The organism is Thioclava sp. GXIMD2076 (assembly GCF_037949795.1).
In the GTDB taxonomy this organism is placed as follows: domain Bacteria; phylum Pseudomonadota; class Alphaproteobacteria; order Rhodobacterales; family Rhodobacteraceae; genus Thioclava; species Thioclava kandeliae.
This window is the reverse complement of record NZ_CP149933.1, coordinates 348920-367854: the sequence shown is the minus strand read 5'-3', so window position 1 is coordinate 367854 and position 18935 is coordinate 348920. Positions and strand designations below refer to the sequence as shown.

Below are 18935 nucleotides of genomic sequence, written 5' to 3'. Positions count from 1 at the left end.
GGAAAATGCGTTTTGTAATCGGCGGCGCGCGGGCCAGCCTGCGCGCCTTTTTCGTTAGCCAAATCGCTGTGGCGAGAAGGGCGCCAGATCCAGCGCGGGACGCTGCCCCATGGCCAGATCGGCGACCACCTCTGCCGTGCCCGCCGATTGGGTGAGCCCCAGATGACCGTGACCGAAGGCATAGATTACGCGATCTGTGGCGCGCGCTGTGCCCAAGGCGGGCAGGCTGTCGGGCAGGGAAGGACGGTAGCCCATCCATTGCACCCCGCCGCTCGGCTGCAATCCGGGCAGGAAGGCCATCGCCTTCTGCAGCATCGCCTCTGCGCGTTTGTAATTGGGCGGCAGGTGCAACCCGCCAAGCTCGACCGCGCCGCCAATCCGGAGGCCATCACCGATTTTCGTGGCGACAAACCCGTGCATCGAGAAGGTCAGATGGGTGCGCAGATCGAAGGTCGCTGTCGGGAAGGTCGTGTTATAGCCGCGCTCGGGTTCCAGCGGCATCCGGTCCCCCAAGCCCCGCGCCAGATGATGCGACCACGCGCCCGCCGACAGCACCACCTGCGGCGCATGGCGCGGGCCCTGCGATGTCAGCAGCTCGATCCCGTTCTCCTGCGGGCGCAGGCCGAGCACCTCGGCGATCTCGATCCGGCCACCCGCGTCGCGCAGGGCCTGCGCCAGATGCAGCGTCCATTCCTTGGGGTCGCGCACGGTATACCAGTCGGGGGTGAACCCCGCACGGGTGAAGCGCGGCGAGAGCCCGGGCTGGATCTCGGCAATGTCCTCGGGCGTGTCCAGATAGCTGCAGCTGATCCCCAGCGCCTCGCGCATCTGCCAGCTGGGCGCATTGGCTGCAAAATCCCGTGCGTTTTCATATAGCTGCAGCTGGCCCTCGCGCCGGATCCAGGTCTCACCCGCAACCCGTGGCAAGAGCCGCTCGAGCGCGTGGCGCGAGAGGGTCATCATCGCGCTTTGTGCCCTCACGCCTGCCTCGTAGCGTGCGGGGCGGCTCGCCCGCCAGAACCGCCAGAGCCACGGCACCATCTGCCGCGCATAGGCGGGCGGTAGCGAGAGCGGCCCCAGCGGATCGATCAGCCATTTCGGCGCTTTGCGCATGATATTGGGGGTGGCGACCGGCTCGATCTCGGAAAAGGCAAAGCCGCCCGCATTGCCCTGCGAGGTCTCGGCGCAGACCCCTTTGCGGTCGAGCACGGTGACCTTGAACCCGCGCCGCTGGAGTTCCAGCGCGGTGGTTATGCCGATGATGCCTGCCCCTATGACGGTGATCTCGCTCATTGGGCTCGTCCTTTCGGAATGCCGTGCCGGAACGGGTCGGCCGGGTCGAAGATCAGTCGGCTCTCGGCCATGAGGAACGCCTGTCCGGTGATTTGGGGGATCACCCCGCCTGTGGGGCCGTGGCGATAGGACAGGCGGTAGCGGCTGCCGATGACGCTTTCCTGCACGATCTCTTGGCCCTCGGCCAGATGCCCCTCGGCGGCCAGACAGGCCAGCCGCGCCGAAGACCCCGTGCCGCAGGGCGAGCGGTCATAGGCGTCATCGGGGCAGAGCACGAAATTGCGGCTATGGACATCGGGGCTCCCCGGGGGGCTCTGAAAGATCACATGATCCACCATATGCCCCTGCGCGCCCACCGTCTCGCGCAGCGCGATCCCGAGCGTGGTCAGTTGCGGAATATTCTGCGGGCAGACGGGGACGGGTGAGGGGTCGATAATGTAGAACTGATTACCGCCATAGGCGATATCGCCGGTTATGGTCGCGCCTCCCACGCTCACGCGCACATCCTTGGCAATGCGGTGGCTCTCGACATTGGTGACAGTCACGGTATGGGCGTCGTGGAGGGTGACGCTGACCACGCCTGCCGGGGTCTCGATCCGGTGGGTGCCAAGGCCGATCCGGCCCAGATGCGCGAGCGTCACCGCCAGCCCGATCGTGCCATGCCCGCACATCCCCAAGACCGCATCGGCGTCGAAATAGATCACACCGGCCGCGCAGCCAGGGTCCGTGGGCTCCACCAGAAGCGCGCAGACCATCGCCACCTGACCGCGCGGCTCGGCAATCACCGCATTCAGGAAATCCGATTGTTGCGCCAGTCGTTTGGCACGCGTGCCCAGCGGCCCGTCACCCAGATCGGGACCGCCCTCCAGAATGACCCGCGTAGGCTCGCCCACGGTATGGCTGTCGATCACATGCATTCGGCAATCACTCCGCCCTGCGCCGCCCAGTTGGCGAACCATGTGTTGAACTGGTGGAACTGCGCCTCGCAGAACCGCGCCTGCGAGGGCGAGAGGCAATCGGTCTCGTAGATGTTGAGTGCGAATTCCTGCCGTCCCTTCAGCACCATGAGATGTTTGAAATAGAGGACCAGATCCACGCCTTCATCGAATTTCGCCAGAACCGAGAAGGCATTGGCCAGCTCGCGCGCGCGCAGATCGGCCTCGGGACATCCCAGGGCCGCGCGTTTCGACAGGGCCACCTGCAACAGCGCTTCTTTGGGGAAGATGGTGCCGATGCCGGTGATTGTGCCGACCGCGCCGCATTTGACGATGCCATGATAGACCTCGGTATCCACCCCCACCATCAACAGCACATCTCCGTCGCGATGGGTGATATGCTCGGCGGCATAGGACAGATCAGCCTGCCCGCCGAATTCCTTGAACCCCAACAGATTTGGATGCCGGTCGCGCAGCTCGAAAAACAGATCGGCCTTGGTCGCGTAGCCGTAATAAGGGCTGTTATAGATGATCGCCGGAATATCGGGGGCAGCCTCGAGGATTGCCGTGAAATGGTTGCGCTGCGCCGCCACGGAGGCCCCGCGCGAGAGCACCCGCGGGATGACCATCAGCCCCGCCGCGCCGATCTCCTGCGCATGAGCCGCATGGGCCACGGCCATGCGCGTGTTGACCGCGCCGGTGCCCACCACCACCGGCACGCCCGCGCGGGTCAGCCGCGCGACGCCCTCCATCCGCTGCGCGTCGGTCAGGAGCGGCCAGTCCCCGCAGGAGCCGCAATAGACCACGCCGGACATGCCTGCCGCCATCATCTCCTGACCCAACGCCACCAGAGCGTCGAAATCGGGGCTGCGGTCTGGGGCGCAGGGGGTCAGGAGTGCGGGGATCGTGCCGTGGAAGATATCGGTTCTCATCATAGTCCCTCATCTGATGGCATGGCTTGCGCCGGAGTGAATTTGAGTCTAGACAGTCATTATTGGTAATATAAGAAAAATATGATGCAAGAAGGAAAATCAGCGGACTGGGAGCAGGAGCGCCAGCAACTCCGCGACGAGCTGGGTCAGCGGGTGAAATCGCTGCGGCTTGGCTGTGGCTTCACGCTGGATATGGCGGCGCAGGCGACGGGGCTTGCACTCTCGACCATCCACAAGATCGAGAACGGGCGAGTCTCGCCAAGCTATGAAAATCTTGTGCGGATCGCGCGCGCCTACGGGGTGGGCATGGAGCGGATCTATGCCGCCGAGGATGCTCCGAGCCCGACGACCCGTCTGACGGTGACCAAGGCGGGGCAGGGGCAGAAGGTCCGCACCCGCAATTTCGAATATGAGGTGCTTTGTAACGCGCTGACCGAAAAGAAGATCGTGCCGCTGGTCACGCGGGTCGAACGCCGCGCGCCCCTGACCCCTGCCGATCTGGAGGCGCATGAGGGCGAGGAAACGCTCTATGTGCTGTCAGGGCGCGTCGAGCTTTGTGTCGAGCATTATGCGCCCGTGGTTCTGGAAACCGGCGATTGTGCCTATTTCGACAGCACGATGCGCCACGGGCTGCGCGCCTTGAGCGAGGACGATACGCGGGTTTTCTGGGCCTGCACCTATGTCGATGTCGATAAACCCGAGTGAGGATCTCATGGAACCGCTGACCACCCTCTCCGTCGAAGCGCTGGAAACCCGCGTAACGGGCATTCTGCAAACTCATGGCTTCAGCGCCCCCAATGCGCAGGCCGTGGCCCATGTGATCGTGGCGGGCGAGCGCGATGGCTGCAAATCCCACGGGCTCTACCGGCTCGAAGGGGTGCTGAAAGTGCTCAAGGCGGGTAAGGCCTCGGGGGTCTCCACTCCTGTGGTGCATGATACCAGCGGTGCGATCCTCGAGGTCGATGCGGGTGGCGGCTATGCGCCTGCGTCCTTCGTGGCGGGCAAGGAGGCATTGGTCCAGCGCACCCGCGAGCTGGGTCTGGCCGCGCTGGTGATCCGCGATTGCCTGCATTTCTCGGCGCTCTGGCATGATGTCGAGGCGCTGGCCGAAGAGGGGCTGGCCTCGCTCTCGATGTGCCCGAGCTATGCGTTTGTGGCCCCTTCGGGGGGCACCAAACCCCTGTTCGGCACCAACCCCTTTGCCTTTGGCTGGCCGCGCAGGGGGCCGCATCCCTATGTGGTGGATTTTGCCACAAGCGTTGCCGCTCGCGGCGAGATCGAGCTGCATCGCCGTGCAGGCAAACCCCTGCCCGAGGGCTGGGCGATCGATGCGCAAGGCAATCCGACCACTGATCCGCAGGCCGCGCTCGAGGGCGCGATGCTGCCCTTTGGCGGCCATAAGGGCTCGGCCATCGCCACGATGATCGAACTGATGGCGGGAGCGATGCTGGGCGAGTTCATGTCCCGCGAGGCGCTCGATTTCATGGGAGGCGGTGACCTTCTGCCACGGCACGGGGCGCTGGTGCTGGCCTTCGATCCGGCGCGCTTTGCCGCGCGGTCCGGGCGCGATCCGCTGGCCGAGGGCGAGACCCTGCTGACCGCCATCGAGGATCAGGGCGCGCGCCTTCCCTCGCAGCGCAGGTTTGCGGCGCGGGCAGAGGCGCTGGCCCGTGGGATCACGCTATCGGAGGCCGAATGGGCCATGCTGGGACGGCTGGGACAGGGCCCTTCGGCTCTGTAACGGCGCAGCAAATGCCCGTGAAAGCGCGGTTTTGCGCTGTTTCTCGGGGATATCCACGGTCTAGGTGGAAGGGCCGGGCCGCTCCGGCCCAGACCGGAGACCGCGCATGTTCAGATCCTTTTTCCCCAATCCACGGCTTTTCTTCCCCAGCGTTCTTCTCGCGCTTCTGGCGGCGGTGGCGCTGTGGTATCTCGGGGCCGATGGCTGGGGGGCGGTGATCGGCCTGCCCAACCCGCCCGCAGACACACCACCCGTGATCGGGCTGGGCTATTTCCTGACGCCGGATTTCCTGTGGTTCTACATTTATGCGGCGCTCTGGGTGGCAGGGGTCTCGGCGGCGTGGATGATCCTTGCGCCCCATCCGTGGCAATGGTGGGCCATCCCCGGATCGGCGCTCATCATCTTCTCGGATTACTTCTCGGTGCAGGCCACGGTGGATCTGAACAACTGGCAGCGGCCGTTTTTTGACGCGATCCAGAAGGCGCTGGATGGCGGGCAGGGAGTGACAGCGGGCGATCTCTACCAGATGCTCTGGATCTGGTTCCAGATCGCGCTGGTGTGGATGGTGGTCTATATCCTGACGCGGTTCTTCACCTCGCATTACGTCTTCCGCTGGCGCACGGCGATGAATGATTACTACATGTCCTATTGGCCCCATGCCCGCCAGATCGAGGGCGCGGCACAGCGGGTGCAGGAAGATACCGCGCGTTTCGCCTCGATCATGGAGGATCTGGGTGTGTCGATGGTGGATTCGGTCATCACCCTTTTCGCCTTTCTGCCGGTGCTGGCGGGGCTGAGCCATTTTGTGACGACCCTGCCGGTGGTAGGGCCGATCGCCGAGCCTCTGCTGGTGGCCGCCATCTTCTGGTCGCTGTTCGGCACCCTCCTGCTGGCGGTGGCGGGGATCCGGCTGCCGGGTCTGGCATTCGCCAACCAGCGCACCGAGGCCGCCTATCGCAAGGAACTGGTCTATGGCGAGGACGATCCCTCGCGCGCCCATCCGCTGACGGTGCGCGAACTCTATGGCAGCCTGCGGACATCTTACTTCCGCTACTTCTTCCATTTCGCCTATTTCAACGTCTTCCGTGGGTTCTATATTCAGGCCGATAATGTCTTCGCCAATATCATGCTGATCCCGACCATCGTGGCGGGCAAGATCAGCTTTGGCGTGATGCAGCAGATCCTGACGGCCTTCGGGCAGGTGACGGGGTCCTTCCAGTATCTGGTGGGCTCATGGACCACTATCATCGAGCTATTGTCGATCCATAAACGTCTGCGTGGTTTCGAGAAGGCGTTTGAAGGCGCTAGCCCATCGAAGTGATGAAGGCCGAGAACAGCTCGCCCTGCGAGGACACGCCCAGCTTGGCATAGATATTGCGCCGGTGGATGCGCACCGTGCCGGTGGAGATGCCGAGCGCGCGACCGGTGGCCTCGGAAGAAAACCCCTTGAGGATATATTCCACGATCTCCGCCTCGCGCGCGGTCAGGTTGTTGCGCCCGAAATCCTTGAAAGCCTTGTCGATCAGTTGCGGCAGATGCTGGTCGCTTTGTGCCGGCATATGGGAGAATCGCGAGATCAGATTGCCCCAATGGCGCTGCGTCAAAGCGCGAACAAACGGATAGAGGGCCGCCAGATCGCGAAACTCGCGGGCCGAGAACGGCTTTGTCTCGCGCATGGCCGAAATGACGACGGTGACTTTTTCACCAACATCCACGATAAAGCCTATTTCTTCAGCAAGCCCGGTCTGGATGTAATAGTTGCGGAAATATTCCCCCTGATAAAACCGGTCGGGGGCGATGTCGCGCAGCCGCACCAGCCCTACCTTCGCGGGTGCCTGTGCCGCGCGGAATAACGGGTCCAGAAGATAGGGGCCTTCCTGATAGTCATCCACCATCACCTTGCGCTTGCGGGATGGGAAATTGTCAAACAGATCCAATGGTCTATGACTGTCATGATAGCCGAAAACCACAGAAAACTCGAAGGGGACGACGGCCTGCAGGCAGCGGAGCAGAACCTCGGGGAAGCGAGGCATGCCGATGCAGTCCACTGCCTCGGCCATGATGCTAACTACGGTCTCTTGGAGGGATTTCATGCTTATCTATGCCCTTTGGGATATATACTGCAAATATCGTTTCTCGTAGCGTTTTTGATATTGGAGGCATAGCCCGCCAATACAACAAAATTCGAGATAACCGCTTGGTGGGGTTTAGGTGCTGGATCAGATCATGAAAATTGCCGAAGTCGATACGCCCGAAACCGTCCGCTCCAGCGAGGCCGTCGCCGAGTTCGTGAATACCACCAAAGCGTTTGGCGAGGTGCGGGCCGCCAATAATCTCAACCTGCGCATCAAACGCGGCGAGTTCCTGTCTTTCCTCGGGCCCTCGGGCTGCGGCAAGACCACGGCGCTGCGGATGCTGGCGGGGTTCGAGAGCCCTACCAGCGGTGAGGTGCTGCTGGACGGGCAGGCGGTGGGCGCACGCCCCGCCCATAAGCGCCCCGTGAATATGGTGTTCCAGCATTACGCGCTGTTTCCGCATATGACAGTGGCGCAGAATGTGGGCTACGGGTTGCGTCAGCGCCGCCCGAAAATGGCCAAGGCGGAGATCGCCGCCAAGGTCGATAAGGCGCTCGCCACGGTGCGTCTGCAGGAGTTCGGGCCGCGCCGGATCTGGGAGATGTCGGGCGGTCAGCAGCAGCGCGTGGCCTTGGCGCGGGCCATTGTGAATGAACCCAAGATCCTGCTTCTGGACGAGCCGATGGCGGCGCTGGATGCCAAGCTGCGCGGCGAGATGCAGAGTGAACTTCTCTCGCTCCAGCGCCAGCTGGGCATCACCTTCGTGCTGGTGACCCATGATCAGGAAGAGGCGATGGCGATGTCGGACCGGATCTGCCTGATGGGGCAGGGGCGCATTGCCCAGATCGGCACGCCGGAGGATCTCTATGACCGGCCCGCAAACCGTTATGTCGCGGATTTTATTGGTAAGGCTAATATCCTTCCGGCCACGATTACCGATCGGGCCGATGGCATGGCGCGGGCTGTGCTGGCCAATGGGGCGCAGGTGGTTTTGCGTGACCGAGCAGGCGATACGCAGGCGACGCCCGAGGTGGCGATCCGCCCCGAGGCGCTGATGCTGATGGGGCCCGACGACCAACCCGGCCCCGGTGATGCGGTGCTTACGGGCCGCGTGACCCATCGCACCTTTCTGGGCGATATGACCGAATATCTGCTGCAGACCGAGGCGCTTGGCGTGCTGCAGATGAATGTTCCGCGACAGGCCGCAAGAGCCATGCACGGGGCGGGGACGGGCGAGACAGCCCGTCTTCTCTGGGCCAAGGGGGCGGGGCTTGTCCTTGGCCCGATGGCGTAAATTCCTCAACGATTACAACAGGGAAATAGAGATATGACGCAAGATGACCAACCGATTTCGCGCAAGAAATTCATGGAAGAGTTCCGCCGCTTTGAAAAGGGGTCAGTCTCACGCCGCCATTTTCTGGGGGTGACGGGGCTTGGCACGGCGATGGCGGTGATGGGCGGCGCCATGCCCTCGCTCCTGCCGCGGGCCGCGCGTGCACAGGATCTGGGCGACCGCGTGGCGCTGGCCACCTGGCCGAACTATCACGACCCCGATAACTTCGACATTTTCGCGGAAAAGACCGGCGTTTACACGCAGGTCAATGTCTTCGGCTCGAATGAGGAAATGCTGGCCAAGCTGCAGGCCGGTGGCTCGGGCTGGGATGTGTTCGTGCCCACGAACTACGCGATCTCGACCTATGTCGCCGCCGATCTGATCGAGCCGCTCGACCTGACGAAACTCCCCAATTACGACGCAGCCGCTTTCGAGAAGCGCTTCTCGGATGCGGGGATGGTCGATGGCAAGCTTTATGCCGTGCCGAAGAACTGGGGCACCACGGGGATTGCCTTCAACTCCGAACATACCGGCAAGGTCGATAGCTGGAAGACCTTCTTCGATGGGGCCCGCGACAAATGGTCGGGCCGCGCGATGGTTCATGACTATCAGCTGACCACCATCGGCAATGCGCTGGTCTATTTCGGCCATAGCTTCAATTCGGTCGATCCCGCCGAGCTGGCCGATGCCGAGAAGCTGCTCATTGATGTGAAGCCGCATCTCTATGCGATCGCGTCCGATTACCAGCCCGCGATGCGCAATGGCGATGCGTGGCTGACCATGTGCTGGACGGGTGACGGCAAGCAGATGAACACCGACATGCCCGAGATCGGCTTCGAGCTTGGCAAAGAGGGCGGTGAGATCTGGTCCGATTTCTATGCCATCCCGAAGGATGCGCCCCATCGCGAGGCCGCCTATGCGCTGATCAACTTCCTGCTCGACCCCGAGGTCGACAAGCGCGAGGCGCTGGCGCATGGCTATCCGGTGGCGGACGAGCGCGTGAACGCACTGCTGCCCGAGGAACTGTTGAACGACCCGATCCTTTATCCGGCGGCTGAGAAGCTTTCAGCGCTAGAATTCGGTGCGGCAGCCACGCTGACCGACCCGAACCGTGCGGAGCTGATGGCCCGCTTCAAATCGGCCTGATCGGATGGCGACGGTGATGAGCACATCTTCCAAACGCGCCAAGGCGCTTCTGCTGACGCCTGCGGGGCTCTGGTATGGCGCGATGCTGGTGCTGCCCCTCATCGTCGTCCTGATTTTCTCCTTCGGTAGCCGGTCTGCCGTGGGAGGCTACGCGCCGGGTTTCAGTCTCGAGCAATACGCCAACCTGCCCGCGCGTTTCGCGGCCTTCCGCAACACGCTGACGCTGGCCCCCATCGGCACGATCGCCTCGCTGATCATCGCCTATCCGCTGGCCTATTTTCTGGCCGTCAAGGTCAGTGCCAAATGGAAGACGCTGCTTCTGGTGCTGGTGATCGTGCCTTTCTGGACCTCGATCCTCATCCGGTCCTATGCGTGGATCTTCCTGCTAGGCGGCAAGGGCATCCCGCAACTTCTGGAAGTCTTCGGCATCGAGGGGCTGCGGCTGATCAACACGCCTTTCGCGGTGCTGGTGGGGATCGTCTATGGCTATCTGCCGCTGATGGTCTTCCCGATCTATGTGGCGCTTGAGAAACTCGACAAGCGTCTGCTTGAGGCGGCCGCCGACCTTGGCACCCCGCCGTGGCGCGCCTTCTGCCAGATCACCCTGCCGCTTTCGATGCCCGGTGTCCTGACGGGTTCCATGCTGGTCTTCATCCTGCTGATGGGCGAGTTCCTGATCCCTGCCATTCTGGGCGGCGGCAAGGTGTTTTTTGTCGGTAATGCGCTGGTCGATCTGTTCCTTCAGTCGCGCAACTGGGCGTTCGGCTCGGCTGTGGCGGTGGCGCTGGTGGCGCTGATGCTGGTGGTCGTCGGTCTTTATACCCGCATCCTGAAGCGCTTTGGCGGCGCGTCCGATGCCGGTCTGATGTGAGGGTTTTGTGATGCGTCTCTATGCGCTTGCCGTCTATATCTTCCTCTATCTGCCGATCGGTATCATCGCGCTGTTCTCTTTTAGCGCGGGGCGCTCGGCCACTGCGATGCAGGGGTTCTCGACCAAATGGTATGCCAAGGCGGTGCATAATCCCTTCGTGATGGAGGCGCTCTGGACCTCGGTCAAAATCGCCTTCTTCTCGGCACTTCTGGCGGCGGTTGTCGGCACACTGGCCTCACTGGCGCTGGTGCAGATGAAGGGGCGGATGCGCGCCATTTTCGATCTGCTGGTGCAGGTGGCCGTAATGATCCCCGGCATCGTGATCGGGATCGCCACGCTGATTGCACTGGTCTCGGTCTTTGATCTGGTGAACCCGTGGCTCGAGGCGCTCACCGGCTGGCGGCTGTCGCTTGGTTCGGGCTCGCTGATTGCGGCGCATGGCCTCTTTACGATGTCGCTGGTGATCCTGATCGTGCGGGCGCGTCTGGAAAGCTTCGACCGCGCCCTGCTGGAGGCCGCCGCCGATCTTGGCACCCCGCCCGTGCGGACCTTCTTTCAGGTGACGCTGCCGATCATCGCTCCGGCCATTCTGGCGGGTTTCCTGCTGGCCTTCACTTTCTCCTTCGATGATTTCATCATCGCCTTCTTTGTCGCAGGCTCCGAGACGACGCTTCCTATCTATGTCTTCTCCTCGATCCGCCGCGGCGTTACCCCCGAAATCAATGCCATCGGCACGATGGTCATGCTGGCCTCATTGACCATTCTCATCGGCGCGCAACTGTTGCTGCGCCGAGGTGGTGCGAAGGGCTAATCCCCAAAGGAGTTCCAAATGTTGGACAATCGTACAGCCTTCGTCACCGGCGCAGGCTCCGGTATCGGACGCGCGAGCGCCATCGCATTGGCCGAAGCGGGCGCCTATGTGGTGGTGACCGATCTGCGCCACGATCTGGCCGATGAAACGCTCGCCCAGATCAGGATCGCAGGCGGGCAGGGCGAGGCCCATGCGCTGGATATGCGCGATGACGCGGGCATCAAGGCGCTGGTGGCCGATGTGGTGGCGCGCAAGGGTATCGATATCCTGCACAGCCATGCAGGCATCCAGATCCCCGGTAAGCTCGAACAGGTCACCCCCGATCAGATGGATGCGGCATGGGCGCTGAATGTGCGCGCGCATTTCGTGATCTCGCGCGAGGTGGTGGCGCCGATGCGCGCGCGCGGTGGCGGCTCGGTGATCATCACAGCCTCCAATTCGGGCTGCCAGTTCGACCGCGAGATGATCTCCTATGCCACGACCAAACACGCGGCTGTGGCGATGGTCAAGCAGATGGCCGCCGATTACGCGCGCGACAATATCCGCTTTAATGCGCTCTGTCCGGGGTTTGTCGATACGCCCTTCAATGCCGGTTTCGAGAAACAGATGGGCGGTCGGGCTGGTCTCGAATCCTATGTATCGGAGACGATTCCGATGGGTCGCTGGGCCTCGGTCGATGAGATCGCAGCTGGCATACTCTATCTTGCCTCGCCCAAATCGGGCTTTGTGACGGGGCTCGCGCTGGTCATTGACGGGGGCGAAATCCTTTAGAGGCCAGAAGGTTGCGGTGCATTGGTGGACAGGCGGTGGGACGGGGCTTGATCCCGACCAAAACTATCAGGTAATAAAGGGCACGTCCCTCTCACGCCCGAGGCTCCATGTCTGTCGCTCAAACCTTTGCCGCTGCGGCCTCCGTATCCTTCTCCTGTCCGTCCGATTTCATGATCCGCCTGTCGGAGTATCTGCAGAGCTACGGGTCCAGTTTCTCGGCTGCCGGAGGGTCTGTCGAGGCCCGCGATAGCGCGGGCCATTGGCGGATCGAGCGGCGCGGGGCGGGGCTGCATGTCGCGGTCTCGGCGCATGACGCGGCAGGGCGTCAGCGCCTCTGCGATACGGCGGCCTTTTTGATCGATCATATCGCGCCGGGCCTTGTGGATCGTCTGCAATGGGAAGGGCTGGGGCAGGAAGGGGCGCTTCCGGCCAATATGCACGAGGCGCAACTGGTCTCGGTTCGCCGCCTCTCGCCGCATTTCCTGCGGTTGCGGTTGCGCTGTGCGGGGCTTGCGGCGCTGATGACCGGTGGCATGCATTTCTCGCTGCTTCTGCCGCCCGAGGGCCGTGCGCCTGTCTGGCCGAGCCTCAATGTGGCAGGGCGGACGGTCTGGCCTGCGGGCGCGGACAAGCTGCATCGCGCCGTCTTCACCTTTGTCGATTTCGACCCGCAGGATCACAGTTTCACCTTCGATCTGTTCGAGCATAAGGGCGGCCCGGCCACCCATTGGGCGCAGACCGCGCGGGCGGGGGCACAGGTGGTCATCGCGGGTCCGGGAGGCGGCGAGATGCCGGATCTGGCGGCTGATGGCAGCACCACGCTGGTGATGGCCGGAGACGAGACCGCCCTTCCTGCAATCCGCCATATCCTGCGCAATGCGCCGCCCGATCAGCGCGGCTTCGTGCTGGTCGAGACCGGCGATCCGGCGGACCGGCTGATTGCCGATCTTCCCGCGGGCGTGACGCTCCACTGGCTCGACCGCGCGCAGGACGAGCATCTGGCCCATCATCTTCCCCATCTTCCGTTGCCCGATGCTCGTGCGCCCTTCCAGCTATGGATTGCAGGCGAGCAGGGAATGATCCGCGCCGCGCGCAAACTGTTTCTCGAGGAAGCTGCCCTGCCCAAGACGTGCTGCTATCTGGCGGGTTACTGGACCGCCCCGAAATGAGTTTCATGCCGAATATGACCGCGCAGACCCGCGCGCTGCGGGTCACGCAGCCGCTATCATGGCGTCGCTGGGAGGGGGTGGTGGCCGATGTCTGGCACGCGCGCAGCGAGACGGGCGGCGGCGGGTATTATCGCTCCCCCGATCCGCGGCTGATTGTGTTTCTTGGCGGGCAGGCACCCGAGATGGGGCTGCGCACGCGCTCTGACGCGCCATGGCAGAAAGGCGTCGGGGCGTTCTATATTCCGGCGCATATGCCGCTCTGGTCCGAGGCGTTTTCGGCGCAGGATTACGCCCATCTCGACCTACATCTTCAGGCAGGGCCGCTACAGCAGCGGCTCGCAGAGATGGGTCCGCACATGCTCTCCAGGCAGGCCCCCCTGTTTCTGCCGCAGGCCGAGAGCCTGACCCAGATCGCGGCGCTGATGGCGGGGCAGGTCAGCTGCCCCTCGCGTCCCGATGCGATGCTGGACGGGCTTCTCTCGGCGCTTCTTTGCGAGGTGTTCGATCTGGCGCAGGCGCCCTCTGCGCCTCCGGCCAAGGGCGGGCTGCCACCTGCAACCCTGCGCCGGATCGAGGATCATGTCGCCGCCCATCTGGATGTGCCGCTCAGCATTGCCCAACTCGCCGGAGTGGCGGGGTTGTCCGAGAGCTGGTTCCCGCGCGCCTTTCGCCAGAGCACCGGCCAGACACCGGCGCGGTGGATCAGCGCCAAACGGGCCGCAGAGGCCGCCCGTCTGATGCGCGAGAGCGATCTGGGACTGGCCCAGATCGCCGCGCGATGTGGCTTTGCCGATCAGGCACATTTCAGCCGTGTGTTCCGTGAACTTCACGGCGCGCCACCCGCACGCTGGCGGCAGGCACAGCGCGGGCAGGGTTTGGGCGGAAATCTTCAAAGCGCGGCGGTCTGATACAAGGCGCGCCCCTATTTCCGACTTAAACACTCGGAAAAATCATCTCTCTCTCACGGATCCTTGACCCATGTCCCTGCGCTGCACGCTTCTGACCGGCACCAGCCTTGCCGCCTTCTCCCTTGCCTTCGGCACCACTGGGTTCGCCCAGTCGACCACCGATCTTGTCGCCCTCGACGAGATCGTGGTGACCGGATCGGGCGATACCACCGCCCCTGTTGCGGGCTATGTCGCCAATGATTCCTCGACCGCGACCAAAACCGCTACGCCCATCCTCGAGGTGCCGCAATCGGTTTCGGTCATCACCGGTGACCAGATCGAGGATCAGGGTGCTACGACATTGGGCGACACGCTGGGCTATAGCGCGGGCATTCTGGCCGAGCCTTACGGCACCGATCCGCGTTTCGATGCTCCCGTGATCCGCGGGTTCGATGGCGCCAATGCGCAATTCCTCAACGGGCTGCGTATCCTTCGGGCACAGGGCGCGCCGTCCTTCGAGATCTATTCGACCGAGCGGATCGAGATCCTGAAGGGGCCGGCTTCGGTGCTTTACGGCTCGGGCATTCCGGGCGGTGTGATCAATCAGGTGCAAAAACGCGCCTATAATGCCGATTTCGCCGAGGCCGGTGTGGGCGTTGGTAGCCCGAAATCCAACGAGGTCTTCCTCGACTGGAACAAGGCGCTGTCCGATGATGTCTCGGCGCGGGTGACGGCTGTGGCCCGCGATAGCGAGGGCAATGTCGACGAGATCAAGAATACCCGCGGCTATCTGGGTCTTGCCACCCGCTGGACGCCGCAGGATGGGACGGAGATCCAGTTTCTCGGCTCCTACCAGAAAGACCGCCCCGTCAGCCCCGTGGGCGTGCCCTATGATCTGTTGGGGCAGGTCGATGACGACAGGCTCCGCAGCTTCTATTTCGGCGATACCGGTGCCGATGACAGCGACCGCACTACCGCTAATATCGGGTTCGAGGTAAAGCAGGATCTGGGCGCGGGATGGCAGCTGCAGGGCGGCTTCCGCTATCAGGATCTCGATTGGGATTACGAGGCGCCCTATACCTCCAACACCGTGGCCGATGGTGACACGATCACGCGCGGCATTTCCTATAATGGCGAACATAGCCAGACCGCGGATCTCGATCTGCGGGCAACCAACACTTTCACCTTCGGGCAAGTGACCCATTCGGTTCTGGTGGGGGCAGAGCAGCGCCGTTTCGACTCCTCCATCTCGACCGAATTCGCCTATATGGACAGTCTCAGCCTGTCGAACCCCATCTATGATGGCGGCAATCCGACAGCGCCATGGTATACCAGCCAGACCGATCTGGTGCTCAAGCAAAGCTCGCTCTACGGGCAGGACGAGATCACATGGGGCAACTGGCACGGCTCGCTCGCGCTGCGCCATGACTGGATCAGCCAGAGCGGCACACAGGTCACCAATTACGGCAATAGCGATCTGGGGATCGATGCGGAGGCGACCACGGGCCGCGTGGGTCTGTCCTATCTGTTCGACAATGGCATGGCCCCCTATGCCAGCTATGCGACCTCTTTCGATGTGCCCTCGACCGGCGCTGATATCGATGGCAATGCGCTCGAGCCCACCAAGGGCAAGCAGTGGGAACTGGGCGTAAAATACCAGCCCGCAGGCTTTGACGGGCTGTTCAGCGTGGCGGCCTTCGATCTGACGCAGAGCAATGTGTCATCTTCTGTGGTAGAGAACGGCATCTCGGGCACCCGCCAGATCGGCGAGGTCCGCTCGAAGGGCATCGAGATCGAGGCGACGGCCAATCTTGCGCATAACTGGAACCTGCGTGGCAGCTATACATGGAACGAAACCGAGCAGACCAAGGGGGACAATATCGGTAATGAGCTTGGAAATGCGCCCGAACATAGCGCCAATCTGTGGCTGACCCATGATTTCACCCAAGGCCAGCTCGAGGGGCTCAGCCTTGGCGGCGGCATCCGCTATATCGGCGCGCGCTATAATGATGCGGCCAATACCTACAAGCTCGACGACGTGACCCTGCTGGATCTGAGCGCCGGTTACGATCTCTCGGCCGATACGTCGCTGGCCCTCAATGTCAGCAATGTCACCGACAAGGCCTATGTCGCCAGCTGCAGCGCCTATTATGGCTGCTATTATGGCGACGGGCGCACGGTCCAGTTGCGCCTGACCCATAAATGGTGATCGCTCGGCGCCAGTTTGTCGCAGGCGCTCTGACCCTTATCGGGGGCGCGGCCCGTGCAGGTTCTGCACGGGCCGCGCCGCCTGAGCGGCTGGCGGCAATTGACTGGGCGATGATGGATACGGCTTTGGCCCTGGGGCAGGTGCCGGTGGCGGCCTGCGAGCTGCGCCAGTTCCGCGCGCGTGTGGCGCAGCCGGTTCTCCCGCAGGGCGTGACCGATCTGGGCCTGCGCGGCAGCCCCAATCTGGAGCTTTTACAAATCTGCCGCCCCGATCTGATCCTGTCCTCGCCTTTCTACAGTAGCATCGAGGCGCAGCTCGCACGGATCGCGCCCGTGGAAATCGAGGCGTTCTATTATCAGCCCGAGACCCCTTGGACCCGCTGTCTTGCCGCCCTTCCCGCGCTGGCCGAACGGCTGGGCGACCGTGCAGCGGGGGCTGCACGCGCCGATGCGCTGGCCGAACAGGTTGCGGGCGCGGGGCAGGGGCTCGCGGCGCGCCCGCTCTATCTCGTGGAGATCGGCGATGCGCGCCATCTGCGTGTCTTCGGGACGGATAGTCTCTTCGGATCGGTGGCGCAGGCCATGGGCTTGGAGACTGCATGGGACCGGCCCACACAGTTCTCCTTTGCGGCCCCTGTGCCGCTACAGGCATTGGCGGAGCGGGAGGATGCGGCAATTGTGATCTGCGCGCCCGTGCCTGCGCTGGCGCGCGGCGCGCTGGAGCGTTCGGCCCTCTGGCAGGCGTTACCTGCCGTGCGCGCGGGGCGGGTCTATCAGCTATCGGGGCTCAATGCCTATGGCGGGCCGTTGGCAGGGGCGGATTTCGCACTCAGGCTACGCGCCGCTCTGGGGGCTCTATGAGATATCTTCTCCTTCTGACGCTTCTCGTGACCCTCTGGCTCTGGGGGCAGATCCCGCCTGCGGGTTCGGACCCGATCACCGCGCTTCTCTTCTATCAGGGCACGCTGCCGCGTGGCGTGGTGGCACTGCTTGCGGGGGCGCTTCTGGGCCTGTCGGGCGTGCTTATGCAGACCGTTCTGCGCAACCCGATCGCCGATCCATCAAGCCTCGGCCTGTCGGCGGGCGCGCAGCTGGCGCTGATTATCGCAACGCTCTTTTTCCCCGACTGGCTGGTCTGGGGGCGCTGGCCCTTCGCATTTGCGGGGGCCTTCGCAGCCCTTGCGCTGGTCATGGGATTGGGAGCGCGGGGCGGCTATCATCCGGTAAGCATGGTCGTCGTGGGCATGCTGGTGGCGCTGCTGGCCTCGGGGCTTGGCGCGGCACTGGTTCTGGGACAGGGCGAATATCTCTATTCGCTCGTCATCTGGACGGGTGGATCGCTCGTGCAGACCGATTGGCAGCCCGCACGGGTTCTGGCCGCGGTTCTGGCCCTTGGGGCCCTGGGGGCGGGGCTGTTGCGCCGCCCGCTCGCGGTCCTGTCTCTCGGCGCGGAGGCGGGTCAGGCGCTCGGCCAGAATGTCGCGCTGATCCGCCTCTCGGCGCTCGTGCTGGCCACGGTGCTTGCTGCCAGCGTTTCGGCCTTTGTCGGGCTGATCGGTTTTGTCGGGCTCGCGGGGCCTGCGCTTGCCCATGCGGGCGGAGCGCGCAGCCTGCGCGAGACGCTCGTCTGGGGCCCGTTCTGCGGCGCGCTTCTTCTCTTCGGGACCGATGTGCTGCTGGCGCGGATGACGGGGGCGGGTGATATGTTCCCGACCGGTGCGGTGGTGGGTCTGATCGGCGGGCCGCTCCTTATCTGGATGATGCGCTGGATGCGGGCGGTGGCTCCGGCGGAAGCCTATCGCGCCCTGCCACGCGCGCGCAGGCCCGTGATCGTGGTGATGGCGCTTGCCGTGGCGCTGCCCGCGCTGGTGATCGGGCTGGCGCTGTCGGGGCGCACGCCCGACGGCTGGCTCTGGCTCGATCCGGCACAGGCGGCGGCTTTCCTTCCGGGGCGGCTGACACGACTTTGTGCGGTGGCCGCGGCGGGCGGGCTTCTGGCTCTGACCGGGGCTGTGCTGCAGCGGCTGAGCGCCAATCCGCTGGCTTCACCCGAGGTGCTGGGCGTCTCGGGCGGGGCCTCGATGGGCTACGGCCTTACGCTGTTCGGGCTGGGCGCACCCTCGGCTGCGGCGCTCTATGGCGCCTCGGCTCTGGGCGGCGCGTTGGCGCTAGGGGTCCTGCTGGCCATGATCCGGCACGGGGCGATCCAGCCGCAGCGGGTGCTGCTGGCGGGCGTATCGGTCTCGGCGCTGGGGGGGGCGGTGCTGACCCTGCTGATGGCTTCGGGCGGTCCGAAAGCCTTCGCCATTCTGGCATGGCTGTCGGGATCTGCCGCCCATGTCACGGCTCCCGCCGCGACGGGCCTTTGCGCCGCGCTCGTCGTGCTGTCCGCACTCGGCCTTCTGCTGGCACGGGGGCTGACGGTGCTGTCACTCGGGCCTGCTGTGGCGGGCGGGCTTGGTGCGCCCCTGCGCGCGCTCTGGGCGCTCTGCCTTGCGGTGGCGGCCCTTGCCACGGGGGTGGCCACGGTGCTGGTGGGACCGGTGAGCTTTGTCGGGCTGGTGGCGCCGCATCTGGCGCGCCATCTGGGGCTGGCCACCACCGCCTGCCATATTTTGGGCAGTATCCTGACCGGTGCGCTCCTGATGGTTCTGGCCGATTTCGGCGCGCGGATGCTGGCCTTTCCCTATGATCTTCCGCTGGGGCTTTTTGCCTCGCTTGTGGGCACGCCATGGCTGCTATGGCTGATGTTGAGGAAATGAC

General features: G+C 63.9%; 17 protein-coding genes. 13 read left to right on the top strand and 4 right to left on the bottom strand.

The annotated features are described in order from the left end of the window. Positions 1-54: 54 nt before the first annotated feature. The 3 genes from WDB91_RS15585 to WDB91_RS15575 are packed head-to-tail and all read right to left on the bottom strand — an operon-like array spanning position 55 to position 3160. Positions 55-1293 carry an FAD-binding oxidoreductase gene (locus WDB91_RS15585; RefSeq protein WP_339114547.1) on the bottom strand — a complete coding sequence of 413 codons (1239 nt, stop codon included), beginning with the start codon at positions 1291-1293 and terminating at the stop codon, positions 55-57. Continuing rightward, a complete protein-coding gene (locus WDB91_RS15580; RefSeq protein ID WP_339114546.1) occupies positions 1290-2210 on the bottom strand; it encodes a proline racemase family protein in 921 nt (306 codons plus the stop codon). Before WDB91_RS15580 ends, WDB91_RS15585 begins: the two co-directional genes overlap by 4 nt. Beyond that, a complete protein-coding gene (locus tag WDB91_RS15575) occupies positions 2201-3160 on the bottom strand; it encodes a dihydrodipicolinate synthase family protein (protein WP_339115108.1) in 960 nt (319 codons plus the stop codon). Before WDB91_RS15575 ends, WDB91_RS15580 begins: the two co-directional genes overlap by 10 nt. Before the next feature lie 81 nt (positions 3161-3241). Between WDB91_RS15575 and WDB91_RS15570 the strand changes: the two genes are divergently transcribed. From WDB91_RS15570 to sbmA, 3 genes are all read left to right on the top strand, one after another. Next, positions 3242-3865 (top strand): helix-turn-helix domain-containing protein, encoded by a 624-nt coding sequence (locus WDB91_RS15570; RefSeq protein ID WP_339114545.1) that lies wholly within the window; start codon positions 3242-3244, stop codon positions 3863-3865. A gap of 7 nt (positions 3866-3872) precedes the next feature. Further along, positions 3873-4901, top strand: a complete 1029-nt coding sequence (locus WDB91_RS15565; protein WP_339114544.1) for an Ldh family oxidoreductase — start codon at positions 3873-3875, stop codon at positions 4899-4901. A gap of 106 nt (positions 4902-5007) precedes the next feature. Continuing rightward, entirely contained in the window at positions 5008-6222 is a 1215-nt protein-coding gene (gene sbmA, locus WDB91_RS15560) for a peptide antibiotic transporter SbmA (RefSeq protein ID WP_339114543.1), read from the top strand. Here the strand turns inward: sbmA and WDB91_RS15555 are convergent. Then, the gene (locus tag WDB91_RS15555; protein ID WP_339114542.1) at positions 6206-6994 is read right to left on the bottom strand and encodes a LuxR C-terminal-related transcriptional regulator; all 789 of its coding nucleotides are present in this window, start codon (positions 6992-6994) and stop codon (positions 6206-6208) included. The genes sbmA and WDB91_RS15555 overlap by 17 nt on opposite strands. 133 nt (positions 6995-7127) lie before the next feature. Between WDB91_RS15555 and WDB91_RS15550 the strand changes: the two genes are divergently transcribed. The 10 genes from WDB91_RS15550 to fhuB all read left to right on the top strand — a co-directional run bounded on the left by WDB91_RS15550 (position 7128) and on the right by fhuB (position 18934). Then, entirely contained in the window at positions 7128-8270 is a 1143-nt protein-coding gene (locus tag WDB91_RS15550) for an ABC transporter ATP-binding protein (protein WP_339114541.1), read from the top strand. 33 nt (positions 8271-8303) lie between these two features. Then, the gene (locus WDB91_RS15545; RefSeq protein ID WP_339114540.1) at positions 8304-9455 is read left to right on the top strand and encodes a spermidine/putrescine ABC transporter substrate-binding protein; all 1152 of its coding nucleotides are present in this window, start codon (positions 8304-8306) and stop codon (positions 9453-9455) included. Positions 9456-9471: 16 nt separating this feature from the next. Further along, positions 9472-10326, top strand: coding sequence for an ABC transporter permease (locus WDB91_RS15540; RefSeq protein WP_339114539.1), 855 nt, complete (start codon positions 9472-9474; stop codon positions 10324-10326). A gap of 10 nt (positions 10327-10336) precedes the next feature. Beyond that, the gene (locus WDB91_RS15535) at positions 10337-11137 is read left to right on the top strand and encodes an ABC transporter permease (protein WP_339114538.1); all 801 of its coding nucleotides are present in this window, start codon (positions 10337-10339) and stop codon (positions 11135-11137) included. An 18-nt stretch (positions 11138-11155) separates the two neighbouring features. Next, the gene (locus tag WDB91_RS15530) at positions 11156-11908 is read left to right on the top strand and encodes an SDR family oxidoreductase (RefSeq protein ID WP_339114537.1); all 753 of its coding nucleotides are present in this window, start codon (positions 11156-11158) and stop codon (positions 11906-11908) included. A gap of 107 nt (positions 11909-12015) precedes the next feature. After that, the gene (locus tag WDB91_RS15525) at positions 12016-13077 is read left to right on the top strand and encodes a siderophore-interacting protein (protein WP_339114536.1); all 1062 of its coding nucleotides are present in this window, start codon (positions 12016-12018) and stop codon (positions 13075-13077) included. 5 nt (positions 13078-13082) lie between these two features. Further along, entirely contained in the window at positions 13083-13985 is a 903-nt protein-coding gene (locus WDB91_RS15520; RefSeq protein ID WP_339114535.1) for an AraC family transcriptional regulator, read from the top strand. A gap of 70 nt (positions 13986-14055) precedes the next feature. Then, positions 14056-16173 carry a TonB-dependent siderophore receptor gene (locus WDB91_RS15515; RefSeq protein WP_339114534.1) on the top strand — a complete coding sequence of 706 codons (2118 nt, stop codon included), beginning with the start codon at positions 14056-14058 and terminating at the stop codon, positions 16171-16173. Then, positions 16167-17033: an ABC transporter substrate-binding protein gene (locus WDB91_RS15510; RefSeq protein ID WP_339114533.1), complete on the top strand. Its 867-nt coding sequence runs from the start codon at positions 16167-16169 to the stop codon at positions 17031-17033. Before WDB91_RS15515 ends, WDB91_RS15510 begins: the two co-directional genes overlap by 7 nt. Next, positions 17030-18934 (top strand): Fe(3+)-hydroxamate ABC transporter permease FhuB, encoded by a 1905-nt coding sequence (fhuB, locus tag WDB91_RS15505; RefSeq protein ID WP_339114532.1) that lies wholly within the window; start codon positions 17030-17032, stop codon positions 18932-18934. The genes WDB91_RS15510 and fhuB overlap by 4 nt, the downstream gene beginning before the upstream one ends. Position 18935 lies beyond the last annotated feature (1 nt).